Raw genomic sequence first — 17,931 nt, forward strand, 5'->3', positions numbered from 1 at the left:
GAGGCGGCCGGAACGGGCCAGCGCCTCGACGTACCAGAAGGTGCACATGTTGAAGGTGCCCTCGTGGCCCGGGAGGCCGTCGGGGGAGTGGACCGGGTCGTACCGGTGGACCAAGCTGTCGGAGACCAGTTCACGCTCGATCGCCAGCAGGGTGGACTGCCACAGCGGGTCGCTCGGCGTGACGAAACCGACCGCCGGCATGGCGAGCAGTGCCGCGTCCAGCACGTTCTCGTCGTACGCCTGCACGAAAGTGCCGCGGGCCCGGTCGTATCCGCGCTCCATGACCTGGTTGTAGATGCGGTTGCGCTGGTCGGTCCAGCAGGCCATGTCCCCGGGGCGACCGGTGCGGGTGGCCAGCCGAATGGCCCGGTCCAGCGCGACCCAGGACATCACCCGACCGAAGGTGTAGTTGCGGGGGTGGTGGCGGCTCTCCCAGATGCCGGCGTCGGGTTGGTCCCAGTTGTGGCAGAGCCAGTCGACCAGTCGGACGGTGCTCTTCCACACCTGGTGCGAGACGCGGATGCCCTGCTCGTCGGCGAGGTGCATGGCATAGAGGGCCTCGCCGTGGATGTCGAGCTGGAGCTGGTCGGCGGCGCCGTTGCCGATCCGTACCGGCCGGGAGCCTCGATAGCCCTCCAGATGGTCCAGAACCTCCTCGTGCAGGTCGGAGGAGCCGTCCACCCGGTACATGATCTTCAACGGGTCCTGGTGGTCGCCGGCCTCGCGGATTCGCTCGTCCAGCCAGTTCATGTACCGGCTGACCTCCTCGGTGAAGCCGAGGCCGAGCAGTGCGTGCACCGAGAACGACGTGTCGCGTACCCAGGTGTAGCGGTAGTCCCAGTTGCGGGTGCCGCCGACCAGCTCGGGCAGCGCGGTGGTGGGCGCGGCGATCATCGCACCGGTCGGCGCGTACGTCATGAGTTTGAGCGTGATGGCCGAGCGCTCGACCATCTCCCGCCACCGGCCGGTGTAGCGGGAACGTTCGAGCCAGCGCCGCCAGTAGTCCCGGGTCCACTCGAACATGCCCTGGATCTCTTCCGGCGCGAAGATGCGCGGTTCGGCCCCACCCGTCTCCAGGACCACCCCGCCGGTGTCTCCCTCGTTCAGCGTGCCGTACGCGACCAGGTCGCCGCCCTCAAGGTGGACGTCACCCTGTTCGGAGATCAACCGCCGTACCGGGTCGACCGGGTTGAACGTCAGCGCCGCCGACCGGCTGCGGAAGACGTAGCCGTTGTGGTGGCGCTCAAGCTGATGCTCTTCGCGGGCGTAGTCGAACCGTGGGCGGCACTCCACCCGGAAGCGCATGCTGCCGCGGACCATGGTGACGGTCCGGACCAGCCGATGCGCGTCGGTGGCCCGCTCGCCGGTGACCGGCATGAAGTCCATTACCTCGGCCACCCCGTCGGCGCTGATGAACCGGGTGATCAGGATGGGTGTGCCGGGGAGGTAGAGCTGTTTGGTCACGTACCGCACGTCGTGCGGCGCGATCTGGAAGTAGCCGCCCTTTTCCTTGTCGAGCAGGGCGGCGAAGATGCTCGGTGAGTCGAACCGCGGCGCGCAGAACCAGTCGACGGTCCCGTCGCACGTCACCAGCGCGGCGGTCTGCAGGTCGCCGATGAGCCCGTGATCCTCGATCGCCGGATAGCTGTCCACATCTCTCCCCGGTTCGGCGGCGTCCTGCGCACCGAACTTAGGGGAGGAATTGTCGGCTTAGGTGAGATTCACGTTCCGCCACCCTGTCGCGTTCCCCCACGTAACGCGGCGAGGGCCGGGGTCCTGCGCCGACCCGGCCAGCCTCACAGTCAGCGCAGCGGGCGGCAGGAGGAGCGGATGACCAGCTCGGTGGGGAGTCGGATGTGGGTGTCGCGGTCGACGCCGGCGATCAGGTCGACGAGGAGGCGCAACGCCTCGGCGCCCATTCGTTGCAGCGGCTGCATGATGGTCGTCAGCGGCGGGTTGACCAGCGCCGACTCCGGGACGTTGTCGAAGCCGATCACTGACAGGTCGTCGGGCACCGACAGGCCCATGTCGCGGGCCACGGTCATCGTGGAGATCGCGGAGAGGTCGTTACCCGCGAAGATCGCGCTCGGTCGGTCGGTGAGGGCGAGCAGCTCCGCGGCCGTGCCGGCGGCGCTCTCGATCCGGAACCCGCCGACGCGGACGAGCCGCTCGTCCACCGGCACGCCGGCTTCGGCCATCGCACTGCGGAAGCCGGCCTCGCGCAGCTGGGCGGACTTCAGGTCGGTGCGTCCACTGATGTGCCCGATGCGGGTGTGGCCGAGGGACAGCAGGTAGTTGGTCGCCAGTACGGCGCCGGCGAAGTTGTCCGAGTCGACGGTGGGCAGGTCGGACGGCCCTGTGTGGGGGTCGACGGCCACGACGTGGAAGCTGTGTTCGGTCTCGACCACTGTCGGCGTGACGATCACGGCGCCGTCGATGAGTGTGCCGGAGAGTCGGGCGAGCGAGCGCCGCTCCCACCCCACGGCGGCGCCCTCGCCGTCACCGCTGGAGTAGGCAAGTAGCTGGTATCCGCTCCCGGCGACCTCCTGCGACGCCCCCTTGAGCAGCTCGGTCGAGAACGGCTCGAACTCGGCGACCAGGATGCCGAGCACGTTGGTGCGGTGGCTGCGCAGGCTCTGCGCCCCCAGGCTCGCCTCGTAGCCGAGCTCGTGGATGACCTGCTGGACTCGCTCCACTGTTGCCTGGGCCACGCCGTAGCGGCCGTTGACGACCTTCGACACGGTTGCGACCGAGACGCCGGCAGTACGTGCCACATCCGACATCTTGACGCGCTGCTGAAACACCACGTCGATGATGATAGGGCCCTGCTGCCGCCGCGGTGTCACCGACTCGAAAACGTTATCGATACCGATTGACATCAAGTTACATGACTGTAAAACTTCGCCGCAGGCCGAGTACCGCGACTGAGCAGTCGAGGAGACATCTATGGCAACGAAGCGGCGTGCAAGTGCCGTCCTGGCACTGTTGATGACAAGTGTTCTCGTTACCGCCGGCTGTGGCGGTGGAGGCGAAGAGGCGGCCCCTCAGAACGAGCTGTACAAGGACCCGGTGACCCTGACCTGGTGGCACAACGCCTCACAGGACGGGCCCGGCAAGACCTACTGGGAGAAGGTCGCCAAGGACTTCTCCGCACTCCACCCCACCGTCAAGATCGAGATCGAGGCGATCGAGACGAACCAACTCCAGCGCACCCGGCTCCCTGCCGCGCTGCTGAGCAGCGACCCGCCGGACATCTTCCAGGCCTGGGGTGGCGGCGAGATGGCCGAGCAGGTGGAGGCCGACTACCTCAAGGAGATCACCGACCAGGTCAAGACCGAGGTCGGCGACATCGGCAGTGCCGCAGAGATCTGGCAGGTCAAGGGCAAGCAGTACGGCCTTCCGTTCCGGATGGGCATTGAGGGCGTCTGGTACAACAAGGAGATGTTCGCGCGAGCGGGCATCGCGGCTCCGCCGACCAACTTCGAGGAGCTCAACGCCGCGGTCACCAAGCTCAAGGCGATCAACGTCATTCCGATCGCCGTGGGTGCCGGTGACAAGTGGCCGGCCGCGCACTGGTGGTACAACATGGCGCTGCGCGCCTGCTCGGTCGACACCCTCAAGAAGGCGTCCGCGGAGAAGACCTTCGACGATCCGTGCTTCGTGAAGGCCGGCCAGGACCTGAAGGCGTTCATCGACACCAAGCCGTTCCAGCCCAACTTCATCGCCACGCCGGGCCAGAACGATCCGACCAGCGCCAACGGCATGCTCGCCAACGGCAAGGCCGCGATGGAGCTCATGGGTGACTGGAACCGCGGCACGCTGGACACCGTCGCCACGGACAAGACGAAGCTCGCGTCGTTCCTCGGCTGGTTCCCAGTGCCGGCGATCAGCGGTTCCCCGGGTGACCCGAAGGCTGCCCTCGGCGGTGGTGACGGATTCTCCTGCTCCAAGAACGCCCCGTCCGAGTGCGTCGAGTTCCTCAAGTACATCGTGAGCCCCGAGGTGCAGAAGGGCTACGCCGAGACCGGCACGGGCCTGCCTGTGGCCAAGGGCGCGGCGGACGCCGTCAAGGACCCCGCGCTGAAGTCCATCCTGGAGGCCACCTCCGGGGCGAGCTACGTCCAGCTCTGGTTGGACACGGCTTACGGCAGCACCATCGGTAACGCGATGAACGACGCGATCGTCACCATCTTCGCCGGCAATGGGACGCCTGAGAAGGTCGTCTCGGCAATGAAGGCGGCCGCAAGCAAGTGACCTCCGCCAACCAGATCCGTATGCCCGCCGGCGGCGCTTCCGCGTCGCCGGCGGGCCCCCGCCGGGCCGAGCGCGATTCCGCCCGCCGAGCCGACAACCGCCGCAAGTGGTACGAGATCATCGGGCTGACCGCGCCGGCCGTCGCCATCTACGTGATGTTCGTGCTGGTGCCGATGGGCTTCGCGGTCTACTACAGCCTGTTCCGGTGGCGCGGGGTCGGGCCGCCCACCGAGTTCGTCGGTCTGCGGAACTACACCCTCGCCTTCCAGGATCCGATCTTCCTCGACGCGTTGCGCAACAACGCCATCATCGTGTTCGGGTCGCTGCTGATCCAGGGACCGATCGCTCTGGGCGTCGCCCTGCTGCTCAACCGTCGCTTCCGTGGGCGGTCCGTGTTCCGCCTCCTGGTGTTCGTGCCGTACGTGCTGGCCGAGGTCACGGTCGGCATCATGTGGAAGTTGCTCCTCACCGGAGACGGCACCGTCGACGCGCTGCTGCGGTCCCTGGGAATGGGCGGCCTGGTGCAGGCCTGGTTGGCGGACCTGGACGTGGTCATCTGGACCCTGTTGGCCGTTCTCACCTGGAAATACGTCGGCTTCGCCATCATCCTGCTCCTCGCCGGGCTGTCCAATGTGCCCGACGAGCTGACCGAGGCCGCCGCCATCGACGGCGCGAGCTGGTGGCAGATCCAACGGCACGTCACGATTCCGCTGCTCGGCCCGACGATCCGGATCTGGATGTTCCTGTCCATGATCGGCTCGCTGCAGATCTTCGACATGATCTGGGTGACCTCGGTGCCCGCGGTGCGGTCCCTCGGCGCGTCGGCCACCATGGCGACGTACATGGTGGACAACGGGTTCTTCGCCCGGCTCTGGGGCTACGGCAACGCCGTGGCGGTAATCCTCTTCGTCATCTCCTTCGTGGCGGCGCTGCTGTTCCAGCGGTTCCTGCTCCGCCGCGACATCGAGGGCGCCATCACCGGAAGGGCGAAGTGACGATGGCCGTGAACTCGGTTCTCCCCCCGTCCACCGGACGCCGCCAGGTCTCCTGGGGCACGCCGCTCACCTACGCGCTCGCCCTCGCGATCGCGGCGGTGTCGATCGCCCCGGTCATCTACGTGGTCATCGGCGGTTTCCGCACCACCCCGCAGATCGTCGCCAACCCGGCCGGCCTGCCCGACCCGTTCGTCTGGGACAACTACTCCCGGGTGCTGACCCAGAGCAACTTCTGGCAACAGGCGTTCAACAGCGCGGTCATCGCCCTCGGCACCACGCTCGCCGTCGTCGTGCTCGGCCTGGCCGCCGCGTTCGTGCTGGCCCGCTACCGGTTCCGCGGGCGAGAAGGGCTCTACACCTTCTTCACCCTCGGCCTGCTGTTTCCGGCCGGGGCGGCGATCCTGCCGCTCTACCTCATGCTGCGTGACCTGAACCTGATCAACTCGTACTACGCGGTGATCCTGCCGCAGGTCGCCTTCTCACTGCCGCTGACGATCGTGATCCTGCGCCCCTTCCTCTCCGCCATTCCGCGAGAGTTGGAGGACGCCGCCGCGATCGATGGTGCGAGTCGGCTCGGCTTCCTCTGGCGCGTCGCGATGCCGCTGTCGCGGCCCGCGCTCGTCACCGTTGGCGTCCTGGCGTTCGTGGCGAGCTGGAACTCGTTCCTGTTGCCGCTGCTCGTCCTCAGCGACGTCAACCTGCACACCCTGCCGCTGGGCGTGCAGAACTTCTCCAGCCAGTACACGACCGACACGGCAGGCGTACTCGCCTTCACCTCGCTGGCAATGCTGCCGGCGCTGCTCTTCTTCACGCTCGCGGAGAAACAGATCGTCGGTGGCCTGCAGGGTGCGGTCAAGGGCTGAGCGGCAGCGGTACGAGCACAACCACAGGAAGGCACAGCATGACTGAGGTCCACGCGGTGGTGGACGGGCCGGTGCCGGCCCAGGCCGGTCCGGAGCACGGACGACCGGACGGGCACGACGGCGAGGCCCGCGTACGCGAACTCCTCGGCCGGATGACGATCGAGGAGAAGATCGCCCAGCTCGTCGGCTTCTGGGAGAAGGAGGACGGCGAGGCGGTCGCACCGTTGCAGGGCGAGTTCGGCGACGCCTCCAAGCTCGAGGACTTCTCCCGGCACGGGCTCGGCCACCTCACCCGCGCCTACGGGACCCGCCCACTGGACGCGGCGCAACGCGCGTCCTGGTTGTGGAAGTTCCAGCGGGACCTGGTTACCGGCACCCGGCTCGGCATCCCGGCGATCGTGCACGAGGAGTGCCTCACCGGACTGTCCGCGTGGAAGGCGGCCACGTTCCCCACCCCGCTGGCCTGGGGTGCCGCGTTCAACCCCGAACTGGTCACCGAGATGGCCGCGGCGATCGGCGCCTCGATGCGGGCCCTGGGCGTGCACCAGGGGCTCTCTCCGGTGCTCGACGTGATCCGTGACCCCCGCTGGGGTCGGGTCGACGAGTGCGTCGCCGAAGACCCGTACCTGGTCGGCACCATCGGCACGTCGTACGTGCGCGGCCTGCAGTCGCAGGGGGTGCACGCCACCCTCAAGCACTTCGCCGGCTACTCCGCCTCGCGCGCCGGGCGTAACTTCGCCCCGGTGCACATCGGCCGCCGGGAACTGGCCGACGTGCTGCTGCCCCCGTTCGAGATGGCGATCCTCGACGGCGACGCGCGCAGCGTCATGCACTCGTACACCGAGATCGACGGGGTGCCGGTCGCCGCCGACCCGACGATGCTGACCGGCATCCTGCGCGACCAGTGGGGCTTCGACGGCACTGTGGTGGCCGACTACTACGGGGTCGCGTTCCTGAACCTGCTGCACCATGTGGCGAGCGATCACGCCGACGCGGCCGGGCAGGCGTTGACCGCCGGTCTCGACGTCGAACTGCCCACCGGCGACGCCTACCTGACCCTGGGGGAGTCGGTACGGGCGGGCAAGCTCGACGAGGCGCTGATCGACCGCGCGGTGCTGCGGGTGCTGCGCCAGAAGCGGGACCTGGGTCTGCTCGACGCGACCTTCGACGACGAGCCGCCCCAGACGATCGATCTCGACTCGCCCGAGCACCGGTCGATCGCCCGTCGGCTCGCCGAGGAATCGATCGTGCTGGTCGCCAACCGGGACGCGCTGCCGCTGCCCGCGGGGCGACGGGTGGCCCTCATCGGCCCGAACGCCGACCGGCAGAGCGCGCTCTTCGGGTGCTACTCATTCCTCAACCACGTCCTCGTCCAGCACCCTGGCGTGGAGACCGGCATCGACGTGCCGACCGTGCTCGACGCCGTGCGGGCCGAGTTCGGTGGCGACCTCGTCACCTGGGCACGCGGCTGCGACGTGGACGACGACGACCGGTCCGGCTTCGACGAGGCCGTCGCCACAGCCTCCGGCGCGGACGTGGCCGTTTTGGTCGTCGGAGACCATGCCGGCCTCTTCGGACGCGGCACGGTCGGCGAGGGCTGCGACCGGGAGGACCTGGAGCTGCCCGGCGTCCAGCGCCAACTGGTCGAGGCGGTGTTGGCAACCGGCACACCGGTCGTCCTCGTGCTGGTCACCGGCCGGCCGTACGCGGTCGGCTGGGCGCTCGCGCGCTGCGCGGCGGTGGTGCAGGCGTTCTTCCCGGGCGAGGAGGGCGCCGGGGCGATCGCGGGGGTGCTCTCCGGGCGGGTCAACCCGTCGGGCCGGCTGCCGGTCAGCCTGCCCCGGTCGGCCGGCGCGCAGCCGTACTCCTACCTGCACCCCACTCTCGGTACGGGCAACGAGGTGACCAACCTGCCGGCGACGCCCGTGGCGCCGTTCGGCCACGGCCTGTCCTACACGACATTCGCCTACAGCGAGCTCACCGTGCCCAGCACGACGCCCACCAGCGGGGCGGTGGAGGTGACCGTGCGGGTGACGAACACCGGCGCGGTCGCTGGCGACGAGGTGCTCCAGCTCTACGGTCGCGATGTGGTCGCCTCGGTGACCCGGCCGGTGGCGCAGCTGCTCGGCTACCGGCGGGTCCATCTGGAACCGGGCCAGTCCGTCACTGTCGAGCTGACGGTGCCCACCACCCGTCTGGCCTTCTCCGACCGCACGTTCACCCGGGTGGTGGAGCCGGGCGTCGTCGAGCTGTGGGTCGGCACGAGTGCGCGGCGGGACGCCCAGGCGCTGACGACGCTGGTCGGCGACACCGTCCCGGTCACCAACGCCTCCCCACGCTGGACCACCACAGACGTCCGCTGAGAGTCGGTCCGCCGGTTGTCCTTAACGGACGGTCGGCGGACCGGCCGCACTCTCACGCCGGTCGCCGCTGTGACCTCGTACAGGTGGCGTAGGGCCCGGCGCGCGTCCGAGCCGGCGACGCCGGCACTACGACGTGCTACTCGCGCACGCGGTCGTGGTGGGGGCCGAGCTGGCTAATTTCGTACCCGTCGGGGTAGCTCTTGGTGGTGATCCCGTCGGCGAACAACGCGGTCGCCGGTGGTGCCCCGAACCACCGCTGCGACAGCGAGCGCGTCCGCAGGGCCAGGTGCACACCCGCCCGGACCGGCCAGGTCGGCGTGTCGACCCGTGTTGCGCGCCGCAGCGGCGCGTCATACAGGGCGCTGACCAGGGCGTTTCCCAGTGGGGCGAGCGTCCGGGGGATCCGGGTGAGCATCAGCATGCGGGTGGCGCGTTCGATGGCCGCCGCGTCGTCGTTGGGTTGCAGGTGAGCTGCGTCGTACGCGTCGAACCAGGTCTCGAACTCGCCGTACGACCCCGGGATGTCGGTGATGCCCATCCGTCGGCCGAGTTCCCGGTAGAACAGGTACGTGGCGTGACGTTCGTGGCAGCAGGGTGGGCGCCAGCCGTACTCCTGCAACCACCGGGTGGGGATCACGACCAGGCAGCCGAGGACGTAGCGGAAGTCGTCGTTGCTGATGTCGTACGGGCGGTGGATCTGGTTGACGCGCCGCAACGCCTCGCGGCCCCGAGGCTGGTCGAAGCCGTTGAGCACCATCTCGTACATCAGCAGACCGGTGTCGTCGATGCGCTTCTGGGTGCGTTCGGTCAGCTCCCCGGTGGCGGTGTGCACGGCGGCGATGGCGGGGATGGAGAACGACCGGTTGAAGGCGAGGTTGAGCCCGAGCTTCATGTCCCACGGAAACTCGTAGCGCAGCATGGTCTGGTAGATGACCAGGTGGTCGCGCTCCGGGTCGAGAGCACGGATGCGGGTCAGGTTGTCGTAGCGGCCCCTCATCGGCGGGCGCCTCCAGCGGTGTGATGTGGGTGCGCCGGGCCCTGGCCACCCAACCAGGTGACAGTCGTCAGCCGGGCGCCGAGGAGCCGCCGCGCCCGGGCGACCTGACGCGTTGTCGCGTTGACCAGCACTGGCTGCTCGGCGGCGTCGAGGATGGGCAGATCCGACAGGGAGTCGCTGTAGGCCGCCCGCCACGGTGGCGTCACCCCCTGGTCGGCGAGCTGCGCCATCTTGGTCGCCCCGTGGTTGTGCACTATCAGTTTCGGCCCGCGAATGCGCGAGGCCAGAAGCTCGACCTCGGCGAGGCCGATCGCGTCGAGCACGGCGCGCGCCAGGGTGTGCTCGCACGCGGTCACCACGATGACCCGGTCGCCGGCGGCGAGGTGGGTACGGATCATCCGCAGACCGGGCTCGATCATCCGCCCGGGTTCCGCACCGAGGTTCGCACCGAAGCGTTCCAGCTCTGCCCGCAACTCGTCCGCGTTGCGGCCCACCAGGCCGATCCGGCTGACCCACCGCGCCGCCCACGGACGGAGGGCGGGGAGGGCGGCGATGGGCGCGAGGAGAACGAGCGCGGCGACGGCGAGCGGCAGCCGGGCACCCGCGAAAGCAGTGCGTCGCAGGAACAGCCCGAATGCGTCCCCGCGCAGCAGCACACCGTCGAAATCGAAGATCGCGGTGTCTGCGGTCGACGCCCCCATCGGTCTATCGACCTCGGTGCCGCGGGCGGTTCCCCATCAGCCGAGTGTACGGGTGGTCGGCTGGGTCAGGTTGGCTCGTCCGCGGTCGGTAGCACCGCGATCAGGTCGAGCACCTCGGCGGCGCTGGCCGCGCCGAAGGCGTCGGTGAGGATGGCCGCGAACACCTCGTCGCCGAGCCTGGCCCGCAGTTCGCGCAGTGCGTTGAGGTCGAGCGCCGCGTTCGCCGACCCGATCTGCCGGTCGATGCTCAGCGCCTCGACGATCAGCGGGATGCCCTCCGCCGGGTGGCCCTGCTCGACGCGCAGCTGCCCGAGCGCCACCTGGTCCAGTGCCACCGCCTCCCAGTTGCCCTGCTCGCGGTCGATCCGCAGGCAGGTCCGGTAGCACCGCTCGGCCAGGGCCCGGTCGCCGCGCAGGCCGGCCACTCTGCCGAGGTGGAAGGTGCTGTTGGAGACGCCCGACAGGTTCCCGAGCCGTTTCTTGATCGCGATGGAGCGACGGTAGAACGCGTCCGCGCCGGCGAGATCCTCCTGCTCCTCGCCGACCCGGCCGAGCTGGTGCAGGACGATGGCCTGGTTGGGCTCGTGGCGCAGCACGCGATAGACCTGCAACGCCTGCTCGTAGCGGGACCGCGCCTCGGTCAGCCGGCGGGTCTCCAGGGCTGCCCGGCCGAGGTCCTCGTGGCACTTGGCGACCCCCGCCTGGTAGCCGGCGGCGGCGCAGATCGGCAACGCCCGCAGCAGGCACATCCGGGCGGTACCGAACTCACCGGCCCGGGCGGCGGCGATGGCGCGCAGGACGTAGCCACTGCCCAGCGGCGTCGGGTGGGAAGCGTCGAACCGGAACCGCAGGTACGCCTCGACCCACTCGGCCCGCTGCGCCGCCTGCCGCCGGTCGAGGTGCCGGGACAGCAGGGCGGAGAAGGCGTGCGCGCCCAGTTCCAGGCGTTGCACGGCCAGCCATTCCAGGGCTGCCTGGACCGGCGGCTGGTCGTCCCCGCCGATCGCGTTCACTGTGTGCGGCACCGCCTCGGCAGCCCGGCCGAGGACGGTTCGGACGCCGCCGAGCAGTTCGTCGCAGCGGCGTAGCAGCGGGTCCTCGCCGAGGGCCGCGACGATCGTCCGGGCGCGGGCGTAGCAGCTCTCGGCGAAAGCGAGGTCGTCGAGGTCGCGGGCGAGGTGACCGAGCAACAGCGAGCACTCCGCGATGTGACCGTTGCTGCCGACCTCCTCGAAGATCTTCAGGGCGGCGCGGACCCGCTCCTCGGCGGTCTCGTACGCGAACTCGGCGAGGGCGATGCGTCCGAGCATCACCAGCCCGCTGCCCTGCTGGACCCGGACGCCCAACCGTCCGTAGCTGGTGATCGCCACCTGGACGCACCGCTCCGCCTTCACGAAGTCCCGGGCCTCGAAGGCGAGTACGCCGATCTGGTGGTGGCTCGCCGCGATCCCCTCCAGGTCGTCGAGGTCCCGGGCGATCGCCAGCTCCTCCAGGTAACGCGACATGGCCAGCTCGGCGTCGCCGTTGCCGCGGGCGATCCCGGCGAGCTGGTGCAGGGTCCGGGAGACCGCCGAGCGGTCGCCGAGCCCGCTCAGGATCGTCAACGCCTCCTGGAACAGCCGGTCCGCGCTCGCCCGGTCGCCCCGGTTGTCGGCGACCAGGCCCAACTGGTGCAGGAGCTTGCCGACCCCGCTGTCGTCGCCGAGATCCCGGTAGACGGCAAGCGCCGCCTCGTAACGCTGCGTCGCCTGCGCGTACTCACCCCGGCTGAGGTGCACGTCTCCGAGTCCCTTGAGGAAGCTCGCGAAACGCGCCGAGCCCGGGGATGCCAGCGGCAGCAGTTCCCGCCAGATCTTCTCCTCCCAGGCCCAGTGCCCGGCCGCGTGCAACTCCTGGCAGGCCAGCTCGGAGTAGGTGACGACCTCGTCGGTGTCACCCGCCGCCAGGTGGTGGTACCGCGCCTCGACGGCCCGGCGGATGAAGTCGTGCTGGTCGGTGCTGGACCGGGCCCGCCAGCCCCAGTAACGGCCCGCCCGGCGGTGCGCGTCGACCACCGCGTCGCGGCCGGCGATCCGCTGCAGGCTCGCCGCCGTCCACCGGTGCACCAGGTGGCCCCCGGCGACCGGGGCGAGCAGCCCCAGCTGCGACAGCGCCTCGACCGCCTCGTCCAGCCCCGCCGGTTCCGGTGGTGGTTCGTCGCCGTCGGCCGGGTCGGCGAGCTGCCAGGCGAGCCCGGTCCGGTCCGCCGGAGTGCGGTACACCGCCGCGCCGAGCAGCAACCGACGGGCCGCCGGGACGGCCTCCAGGCGGGCGAGCAGCCGGGGCAGCAGCACATCCTCGGCGGCCAGCGCCCCGGCCTCGGCCAGCGGCGTGCCGACCTCGGCCGGCGCGGCGTCCCGGCCACCGCCGGCCGCGGCCAGTCGGCCGGCGACCTCGTCGGATCGGGTGTTGCCGCCGCGCAGCAGGCCGTCGAGGTATTCCAGCGCGCGCGGGTGGCCACCCAGCCGGTGCCACATCCGTTGCTGTTCCGCCGACGCCAGCTGGCCCACGCCCGGCAGCCGCCACAGCAGCTTGCGGGTCTCCTGCCAGGAGAGCGGACCGAGGTGACAGGCTTCCAGACCGGCGACCGGGAACGGGTGCCGGCTGGTCACGACCAGCTCGTGGTGGGACGCCCAGGCGGCGAGGAACGCGGCCAGGTCCGCGTCGGCCAACCGGTGCTCGGCGTCCAGGGCGTCCTCGGCGTTGTCGAGGACGAGCAGCAGCGGCGGGCCGTCGGTGCCGATAGCGTCCAACCGTCGCCGCCAGTCCTGGCCCGGCTGGGCGAGGGCGACGAGCCATCGCCGCAGCGGGTCGTCAGGGGCCGCATCGGCGCAGCTGCTCTCCACCTGGCGGCGCAGCTCGTCGAGGATCGCGTCGACGGTGGCGTCGCCGTGGGTCGCCACGACGATGCCACCCGCGTCGCGCAACCGCCGCGCGAGTTCCGCGGCGAGACTCGTCTTGCCGATCCCACCGATGCCGTGGACGAGCACCCGAAGCTTTCCCCGGGACAGCCGACGCAGGATCTCCCGGCGGCCCACGAAGTCAGTGGGCGCACGCACCACGCCGTCCCCGACGATCGACTGACCCGGCGGGGCGGCAATGGCAGCGCCGTCCCGTCCGCCGGCCAGCCGCAGCCCGGGGTCGGCCAGGAACAGCGTCGGCATCCACCACTCGGCGGCGGTCGGGGCCAGCTCGCGGCGTACGGCGGAGACCTCCGCCAGCAGCTCCGGCTCGCTGCGGGCGGCCAACCGCTCGTAGAGCCGAGCGCAGAAGTCGATGGTGTACCCGTCGCTGACCGTCCCGTTCATCGCCAACACCGCCGGCGCGCCGTGGGTCAGCAGCGCGCCGGCCAGCCCGGGCAGGTCCCGTTGATCCTGGCGGGCTGTCGAGCAGCCGGCCAGCACGATCAAGGGCACGGTCCGGCCAGGCGGCAGCACCTCGGCCAGGAACCGCGCGGCGTCCACACGGTCCTCCGCGCCGGTGGGGGTCTCCAGCAGCAGCGCGCCGGGACGCGCGTGGCTGGAGACGTGCAGGACGTGGAACGGTTCCTCGGCGAGGGCGGCCCGGATCGCGGCGGCGCTGCCCCACTCCAGGACGCGGACCCGCACCCCGTGCCGATGCCCGGGTTCCACAGCGCCGAGGATCCGCCCGAGTTCCCGCTCGTGGTCCAGCAGCGGCTGGGTCGAGTCGTCCGGGCTCGCGATCGCCGCGAGCATCCGCAGTGGGCCGTCCACCCGGACCGTGGGTGCCGGGGTGTCGTCGCCGGTCCGGCAGACGTCGACGTCGGGTCGCAGCGCCAACGGCAGTTCCTCGCCGGGCAGCACCAGCGTCTCCCAGGGCAGGTCGGCCAGGGCCGGGCCGACGACCTCGATGCCGAGCCGGTGCCGACCGGGGCGGGCCAGTTCAGCGCGCAGGGCCGCGCCGGGGGCGTCGAGGAAACGGCGGCCGAGCGCGACGCCGACCTCGTACGACAGTTCCACCGAGGGGCCGCCGCGCAGCCGCCAGAGCAGGTCGGCCGTGCGTTGATCGCCTGGGCCCACCGGGTACCGGCGTCGGTCGCCGCCAACGACCAGGACCACGTCGGTCGCGCTGACTGTCAACCGGATCACGAAGGGCCCCCTGCGGTCGCCCGGCGGACGACCCGATGCCGGGATGGATTGCCGGGCTGACCGATACTGTATCCATGGCTGACGATCCTGAGGAGCTCGCGTACGTCAACGCCGTGCGGATCAACGACAGCGGCGAGCTGGAGGTCTTCGACGGGCAGCGCTGGGTGCCGTACACCGATCTGCCCGACGACGAGAACGGCCCGTTGGGCGTCGTCTTCCGCGACGACAGTCGATGACCGGGGAGTCGCCGACGACCGGCGCGGGGTTGGACGTGCTGCCGTCCCCGTTGGACTCGGTCGCGGACAGTCGGGCGGCGGCGCGGTGGATCATCTCCTCGGCCGGCGCGGTGGGCGCGCTGCTGCTCGGCGGCGGCCCGCTGATCGCCGCCGGCAAGGTTACCGACTGGGCTCACGCGGCGTGGGCAGGCGGCGGCCTGCTGGTGACGCTGCTCGGCGTGGCCTGGGCCATCTGGCGGACCAGCGAGGTGCTCGTACCGCCGATGACCACGCCGGCGACGTTCACCGGGCCGGAGCTGCGCGGCCTGCGCGAGCGGCTGGAGGCCGAGCCCTGGTACCACTTCGGCGGGTACGCGGACGACGTCGACGGTCTGCTGCGTCATCGCCTGATCGCCGCGGAGATCACCTGCCGCCTGTCGACGGCTGCGCCGCAGGAGCGGGCCGCCCTCCGGGCGGGGCTCGCCACTGCGCGCCGCAACATCGCCCGGACCGACCCGTACCTGCGCTGGCTGCTCGCCACGGCGCACGCCTGGCAGGTCAGGGAGGCATTGCGCCGGGCCCGCCGGCAGACGTTCCTGGCCGCCGCGCTGGTGGTGGTCGGGGCGGTGGTGTTCATCGCCGCGACCGCCGGATAGCGCGCCGCCGCGTCGGGCTACGACGAGAGCGGCGCGCCGCCCAACCATTGGTCAGTACGGATATCCGGGGACGTTGAGCCGCACGCTGTACAGCCCGGAGTCACCCCAGCGGCCCGACGTGACGAAGAGGGTCTGCCGGTCGGGGCCGCCGAACGCCACATTGGTCGTGCCGGAGTTGCCGGACCGGATCGTGCCGAGCTCGGTGCCCGCGGGGGAGTAGACGTGGACCAGGGAGTCCCCACCCGAGGTCCAGTACACGTTGCCGGCGCAGTCGATCGTGCCGCCGTCCGGGCCGCCGATGTAGTTCACGAAGACGCTGCGGGCCCCGATGCTGCCGTCGGGCTGCACCGCGTACTTGTAGATCTTGTTCTCCGAGTAGGCACCCACGTACAACGCCGTCCCGTCCGGTGAGAGCGAGATGCCGTTGGGTTGGCGCAACCGGTCGTCGACCAGCGACACCTGCCCGTTGGAGACGCGGAAGACGCTGGTGCGCCCGCTCATCTGGTCGGGGCGGTTGCCGCGCTGAAAGTTGGGGTCGGTGAAGTAGACGACGCCGTCGGAACGGACCGCGACGTCGTTCGGCGAGTTGAACGCCCGGCCCTGGTAGTTGGGCGCGACGGTGCTGCGGGCCCGGTCGCTCAGCCGGTACGACGACACGCTCCGCTGGTCGTGGGTGGCCGCGACGAGCTGCTGGGCGTCGGCGCTGAGCGCCAGGCCGTTGCTGCCGGCGTTGGTGATGAACGTGTCGAAGGTGGCGGGCGCGGTGAACCGGCGGATCGTCGACGGCTGGACGTTGTACGGCCCGGTGCCGGCGGTCATGTCGGAGAACAGCAGGTAGCCGCCGTCGGCGACCCAGACCGGCCCTTCGAGGAACGTGAACCCGCCCTGGATTCGCGGGGCCGTCACGGTGCTGGCCGGCAGCGGCGAGCCGTAACTGCCCCCCGTCGGGCAGGCCCCGGGCGGTGCGCCGGGCGGACCGGCGAGCGCGGCGTGAGCGCTGACGTGCGCGGCGGCGACGGCAGCACCGGCGGGCAGGGGGGTGGCGCTGACCGCCAGGCACAGGCCGGCCAGTGCGGCAATGGTTGGACGCCAGGTCATCGAACACTCCAATCGGCGTCGAGGGTTGCGATGGCCGGCGTGCAAGGTCGGTGGCTGGCACGGCGTGAGGGCGGGCCGTCGATGTGGGCATTCGGGAGCCTAGGTGATGAACTGGCAACTCGCAGCAATCTTTCGGCGTTGATTCCGAGCGGCACGCGGATTGCAAACACAAAGACGCTGGTAAATGCTAAAGCGGTCTCCGGAAATCCTTCCGAAACAACCACAGTGGACACATCAACGGTGACCCCGAGCGTCGGCTGGAGGCAAGGAATAGGGTGGGGACATGAGTGGCCTGCTCAGTGGTGCCCGAACCGCGGTCAATCCCCTCCGCCAGCTCACGATCGAGCAGCTTCGGCAGCGGACGAGCCTCAAGTGGCGGGAGTACCCCGACGACGTGCTGCCGCTCTGGGTGGCCGAGATGGACGTGCCCCTGGCCGAGCCGGTCGCACGGGCAATCACCGACGCCGTCGCGCGCGGCGACACCGGCTACCCCGCCGGAACGGCGTACCCGCAGGCGGTGGCCGAGTTCGCCGCGCGGCGGTGGGGTTGGGACGGGCTGGCCGTGGAGCGCACCGCGCTGGTGCCCGACGTCATGCACGGCGTCGTCGAGGCGCTGCGACTGGTCACCGAGCCGGGGGACGCGGTGATCGTCAACTGCCCGGTCTACCCGCCGTTCTACGAGTCCGTGGCGCACGCCGGCCGCCGGATCGTGGAGGCGCCGCTCGGCGAGGACCTGCGGATCGACCTCGCAGCCCTGGAGGATGCGTTCCGGCGGACTCGTGCCGGTGGACGGCGGGCCGCGTACCTGCTCTGCAGCCCGCACAACCCGACCGGTGTCGTGCACAGCGCGGCCGAGTTGACCGCCGTCGCCGGACTAGCCCAACGGCACGGGGTGCGGGTGGTCGCCGACGAGATCCACGCTCCGGTGGTGGCCGGGGGAGCGCGGTTCGTGCCGTACCTCTCGGTGCAGGGCGCGGAGAACGGCCTGTCGCTGGTGTCCGCCTCCAAGGGGTGGAACCTCGCCGGCCTGCGCGGCGGGCTCCTGATCACCGGCCCGGCCGCGGCCGGTGACCTCGCTCGCGTCCCGTTCGGGGTCAGCGTCAGCACCAGCCACCTCGGCGTGATCGCCCACACCGCTGCCTTCCGCGACGGTGGCGAGTGGCTCGACGCCCTGTTGACCGGCCTGGACGACAACCGCCGGCTCCTGGCCGCGCAGCTCGCCGAGCACCTGCCGGCCGTCCGCTACCAGCCCGGTCAGGCCACCTATCTGGCCTGGCTGGACTGCCGCGCCCTGGGCCTCGGCGACGACCCGGCCGCTGTGTTCCTCGACCGTGGCCGGGTGGCGCTGAACTCCGGACTGGCGTTCGGCACCGGCGGTGTCGGGCACGTCCGACTGAACCTGGCCACCGCACCGGAACTCATCATTGAGGCGGTACACCGGATGACCAGCGCCGTCGGCTGAGACCGGCACTGGTGTCGGTCGGTGGTTCCACGGTGTGCCCGTGAACGCCGTCCAGACGTACCGATATCTCCAGCCGTCCACTCTGCGCCCCGCCGGTCTCGACCTCCAGACCAGCGGCGGCCCGGCGGCTCGCTGACCCGTCCGGGTGTGGCCGGGCCGGGTCCCCGGCCCGGCCGAGC

Annotated in this window: 13 protein-coding genes; 7 read left to right on the forward strand and 6 right to left on the reverse strand. The window is 70.7% G+C overall.

What is annotated here, in order from left to right; translation table 11 throughout:
- On the reverse strand, positions 1-1,653 hold a 1,653-nt coding region (locus AB0B48_RS23395; RefSeq protein WP_357204800.1), incomplete at its 3' end, for a glycoside hydrolase family 15 protein.
- 149 nt (positions 1,654-1,802) lie between these two features.
- Positions 1,803-2,807, reverse strand: coding sequence for a LacI family DNA-binding transcriptional regulator (locus tag AB0B48_RS23400; RefSeq protein ID WP_357204801.1), 1,005 nt, complete (start codon positions 2,805-2,807; stop codon positions 1,803-1,805).
- Positions 2,808-3,069: 262 nt separating this feature from the next.
- Between AB0B48_RS23400 and AB0B48_RS23405 the strand changes: the two genes are divergently transcribed.
- From AB0B48_RS23405 to AB0B48_RS23420, 4 genes are read left to right on the forward strand one after another with little or no spacing between them, the layout of a single operon-like run.
- Positions 3,070-4,254 (forward strand): extracellular solute-binding protein, encoded by a 1,185-nt coding sequence (locus AB0B48_RS23405; protein WP_357204803.1) that lies wholly within the window; start codon positions 3,070-3,072, stop codon positions 4,252-4,254.
- Positions 4,251-5,249 carry a sugar ABC transporter permease gene (locus AB0B48_RS23410; RefSeq protein WP_357204805.1) on the forward strand — a complete coding sequence of 333 codons (999 nt, stop codon included), beginning with the start codon at positions 4,251-4,253 and terminating at the stop codon, positions 5,247-5,249. The genes AB0B48_RS23405 and AB0B48_RS23410 overlap by 4 nt, the downstream gene beginning before the upstream one ends.
- Before the next feature lie 2 nt (positions 5,250-5,251).
- A complete protein-coding gene (locus AB0B48_RS23415; protein ID WP_357204807.1) occupies positions 5,252-6,112 on the forward strand; it encodes a carbohydrate ABC transporter permease in 861 nt (286 codons plus the stop codon).
- A 38-nt stretch (positions 6,113-6,150) separates the two neighbouring features.
- Positions 6,151-8,475 carry a glycoside hydrolase family 3 N-terminal domain-containing protein gene (locus tag AB0B48_RS23420; RefSeq protein ID WP_357204809.1) on the forward strand — a complete coding sequence of 775 codons (2,325 nt, stop codon included), beginning with the start codon at positions 6,151-6,153 and terminating at the stop codon, positions 8,473-8,475.
- Positions 8,476-8,611: 136 nt separating this feature from the next.
- Here AB0B48_RS23420 and AB0B48_RS23425 read toward each other — a convergent pair whose 3' ends face one another.
- From AB0B48_RS23425 to AB0B48_RS23435, 3 genes are all read right to left on the reverse strand, one after another.
- Positions 8,612-9,472 carry an oxygenase MpaB family protein gene (locus tag AB0B48_RS23425; RefSeq protein ID WP_357204811.1) on the reverse strand — a complete coding sequence of 287 codons (861 nt, stop codon included), beginning with the start codon at positions 9,470-9,472 and terminating at the stop codon, positions 8,612-8,614.
- On the reverse strand, positions 9,469-10,173 hold the full coding sequence (locus AB0B48_RS23430) for a haloacid dehalogenase-like hydrolase (protein WP_357204813.1): 705 nt from the start codon (positions 10,171-10,173) through the stop codon (positions 9,469-9,471). Before AB0B48_RS23430 ends, AB0B48_RS23425 begins: the two co-directional genes overlap by 4 nt.
- A 65-nt stretch (positions 10,174-10,238) precedes the next feature.
- Complete coding sequence (locus AB0B48_RS23435; RefSeq protein WP_357204815.1) at positions 10,239-14,321, reverse strand: tetratricopeptide repeat protein; 4,083 nt, start codon at positions 14,319-14,321, stop codon at positions 10,239-10,241.
- Between the two features lie 74 nt (positions 14,322-14,395).
- On the opposite strand from AB0B48_RS23435, the gene AB0B48_RS23440 reads away from it, so the two are divergent.
- Together AB0B48_RS23440 and AB0B48_RS23445 are read left to right on the forward strand one after the other, a co-directional pair.
- Positions 14,396-14,557: a hypothetical protein gene (locus AB0B48_RS23440; RefSeq protein WP_357204816.1), complete on the forward strand. Its 162-nt coding sequence runs from the start codon at positions 14,396-14,398 to the stop codon at positions 14,555-14,557.
- A complete protein-coding gene (locus AB0B48_RS23445; RefSeq protein ID WP_357204819.1) occupies positions 14,554-15,192 on the forward strand; it encodes a hypothetical protein in 639 nt (212 codons plus the stop codon). Before AB0B48_RS23440 ends, AB0B48_RS23445 begins: the two co-directional genes overlap by 4 nt.
- Positions 15,193-15,243: 51 nt before the next feature.
- Here AB0B48_RS23445 and AB0B48_RS23450 read toward each other — a convergent pair whose 3' ends face one another.
- Positions 15,244-16,290, reverse strand: a complete 1,047-nt coding sequence (locus tag AB0B48_RS23450; protein WP_357204822.1) for an SMP-30/gluconolactonase/LRE family protein — start codon at positions 16,288-16,290, stop codon at positions 15,244-15,246.
- A 283-nt stretch (positions 16,291-16,573) separates the two neighbouring features.
- Here AB0B48_RS23450 and AB0B48_RS23455 point away from each other — a divergent pair, with 283 nt between their 5' ends.
- Positions 16,574-17,752: a MalY/PatB family protein gene (locus AB0B48_RS23455; RefSeq protein ID WP_357204825.1), complete on the forward strand. Its 1,179-nt coding sequence runs from the start codon at positions 16,574-16,576 to the stop codon at positions 17,750-17,752.
- Positions 17,753-17,931: the final 179 nt, after the last annotated feature.

Origin of the sequence: Micromonospora sp. NPDC049089 (assembly GCF_040648775.1) — a bacterium.
Taxonomy (GTDB): Bacteria; Actinomycetota; Actinomycetes; order Mycobacteriales; family Micromonosporaceae; genus Micromonospora.

Bases quoted from the DNA above. Each gene is read 5' to 3' on its own strand.
- AB0B48_RS23415 (WP_357204807.1), top strand. From the start codon at position 5,252: ATGGCCGTGAACTCGGTTCTCCCCCCGTCCACCGGACGCCGCCAGGTC.
- AB0B48_RS23420 (WP_357204809.1), top strand. From the start codon at position 6,151: ATGACTGAGGTCCACGCGGTGGTGGACGGGCCGGTGCCGGCCCAGGCC.
- AB0B48_RS23425 (WP_357204811.1), bottom strand. From the start codon at position 9,472: ATGAGGGGCCGCTACGACAACCTGACCCGCATCCGTGCTCTCGACCCG.
- AB0B48_RS23430 (WP_357204813.1), bottom strand. From the start codon at position 10,173: ATGGGGGCGTCGACCGCAGACACCGCGATCTTCGATTTCGACGGTGTG.
- AB0B48_RS23440 (WP_357204816.1), top strand. From the start codon at position 14,396: ATGGCTGACGATCCTGAGGAGCTCGCGTACGTCAACGCCGTGCGGATC.
- AB0B48_RS23445 (WP_357204819.1), top strand. From the start codon at position 14,554: ATGACCGGGGAGTCGCCGACGACCGGCGCGGGGTTGGACGTGCTGCCG.
- AB0B48_RS23450 (WP_357204822.1), bottom strand. From the start codon at position 16,290: ATGACCTGGCGTCCAACCATTGCCGCACTGGCCGGCCTGTGCCTGGCG.
- AB0B48_RS23455 (WP_357204825.1), top strand. From the start codon at position 16,574: ATGAGTGGCCTGCTCAGTGGTGCCCGAACCGCGGTCAATCCCCTCCGC.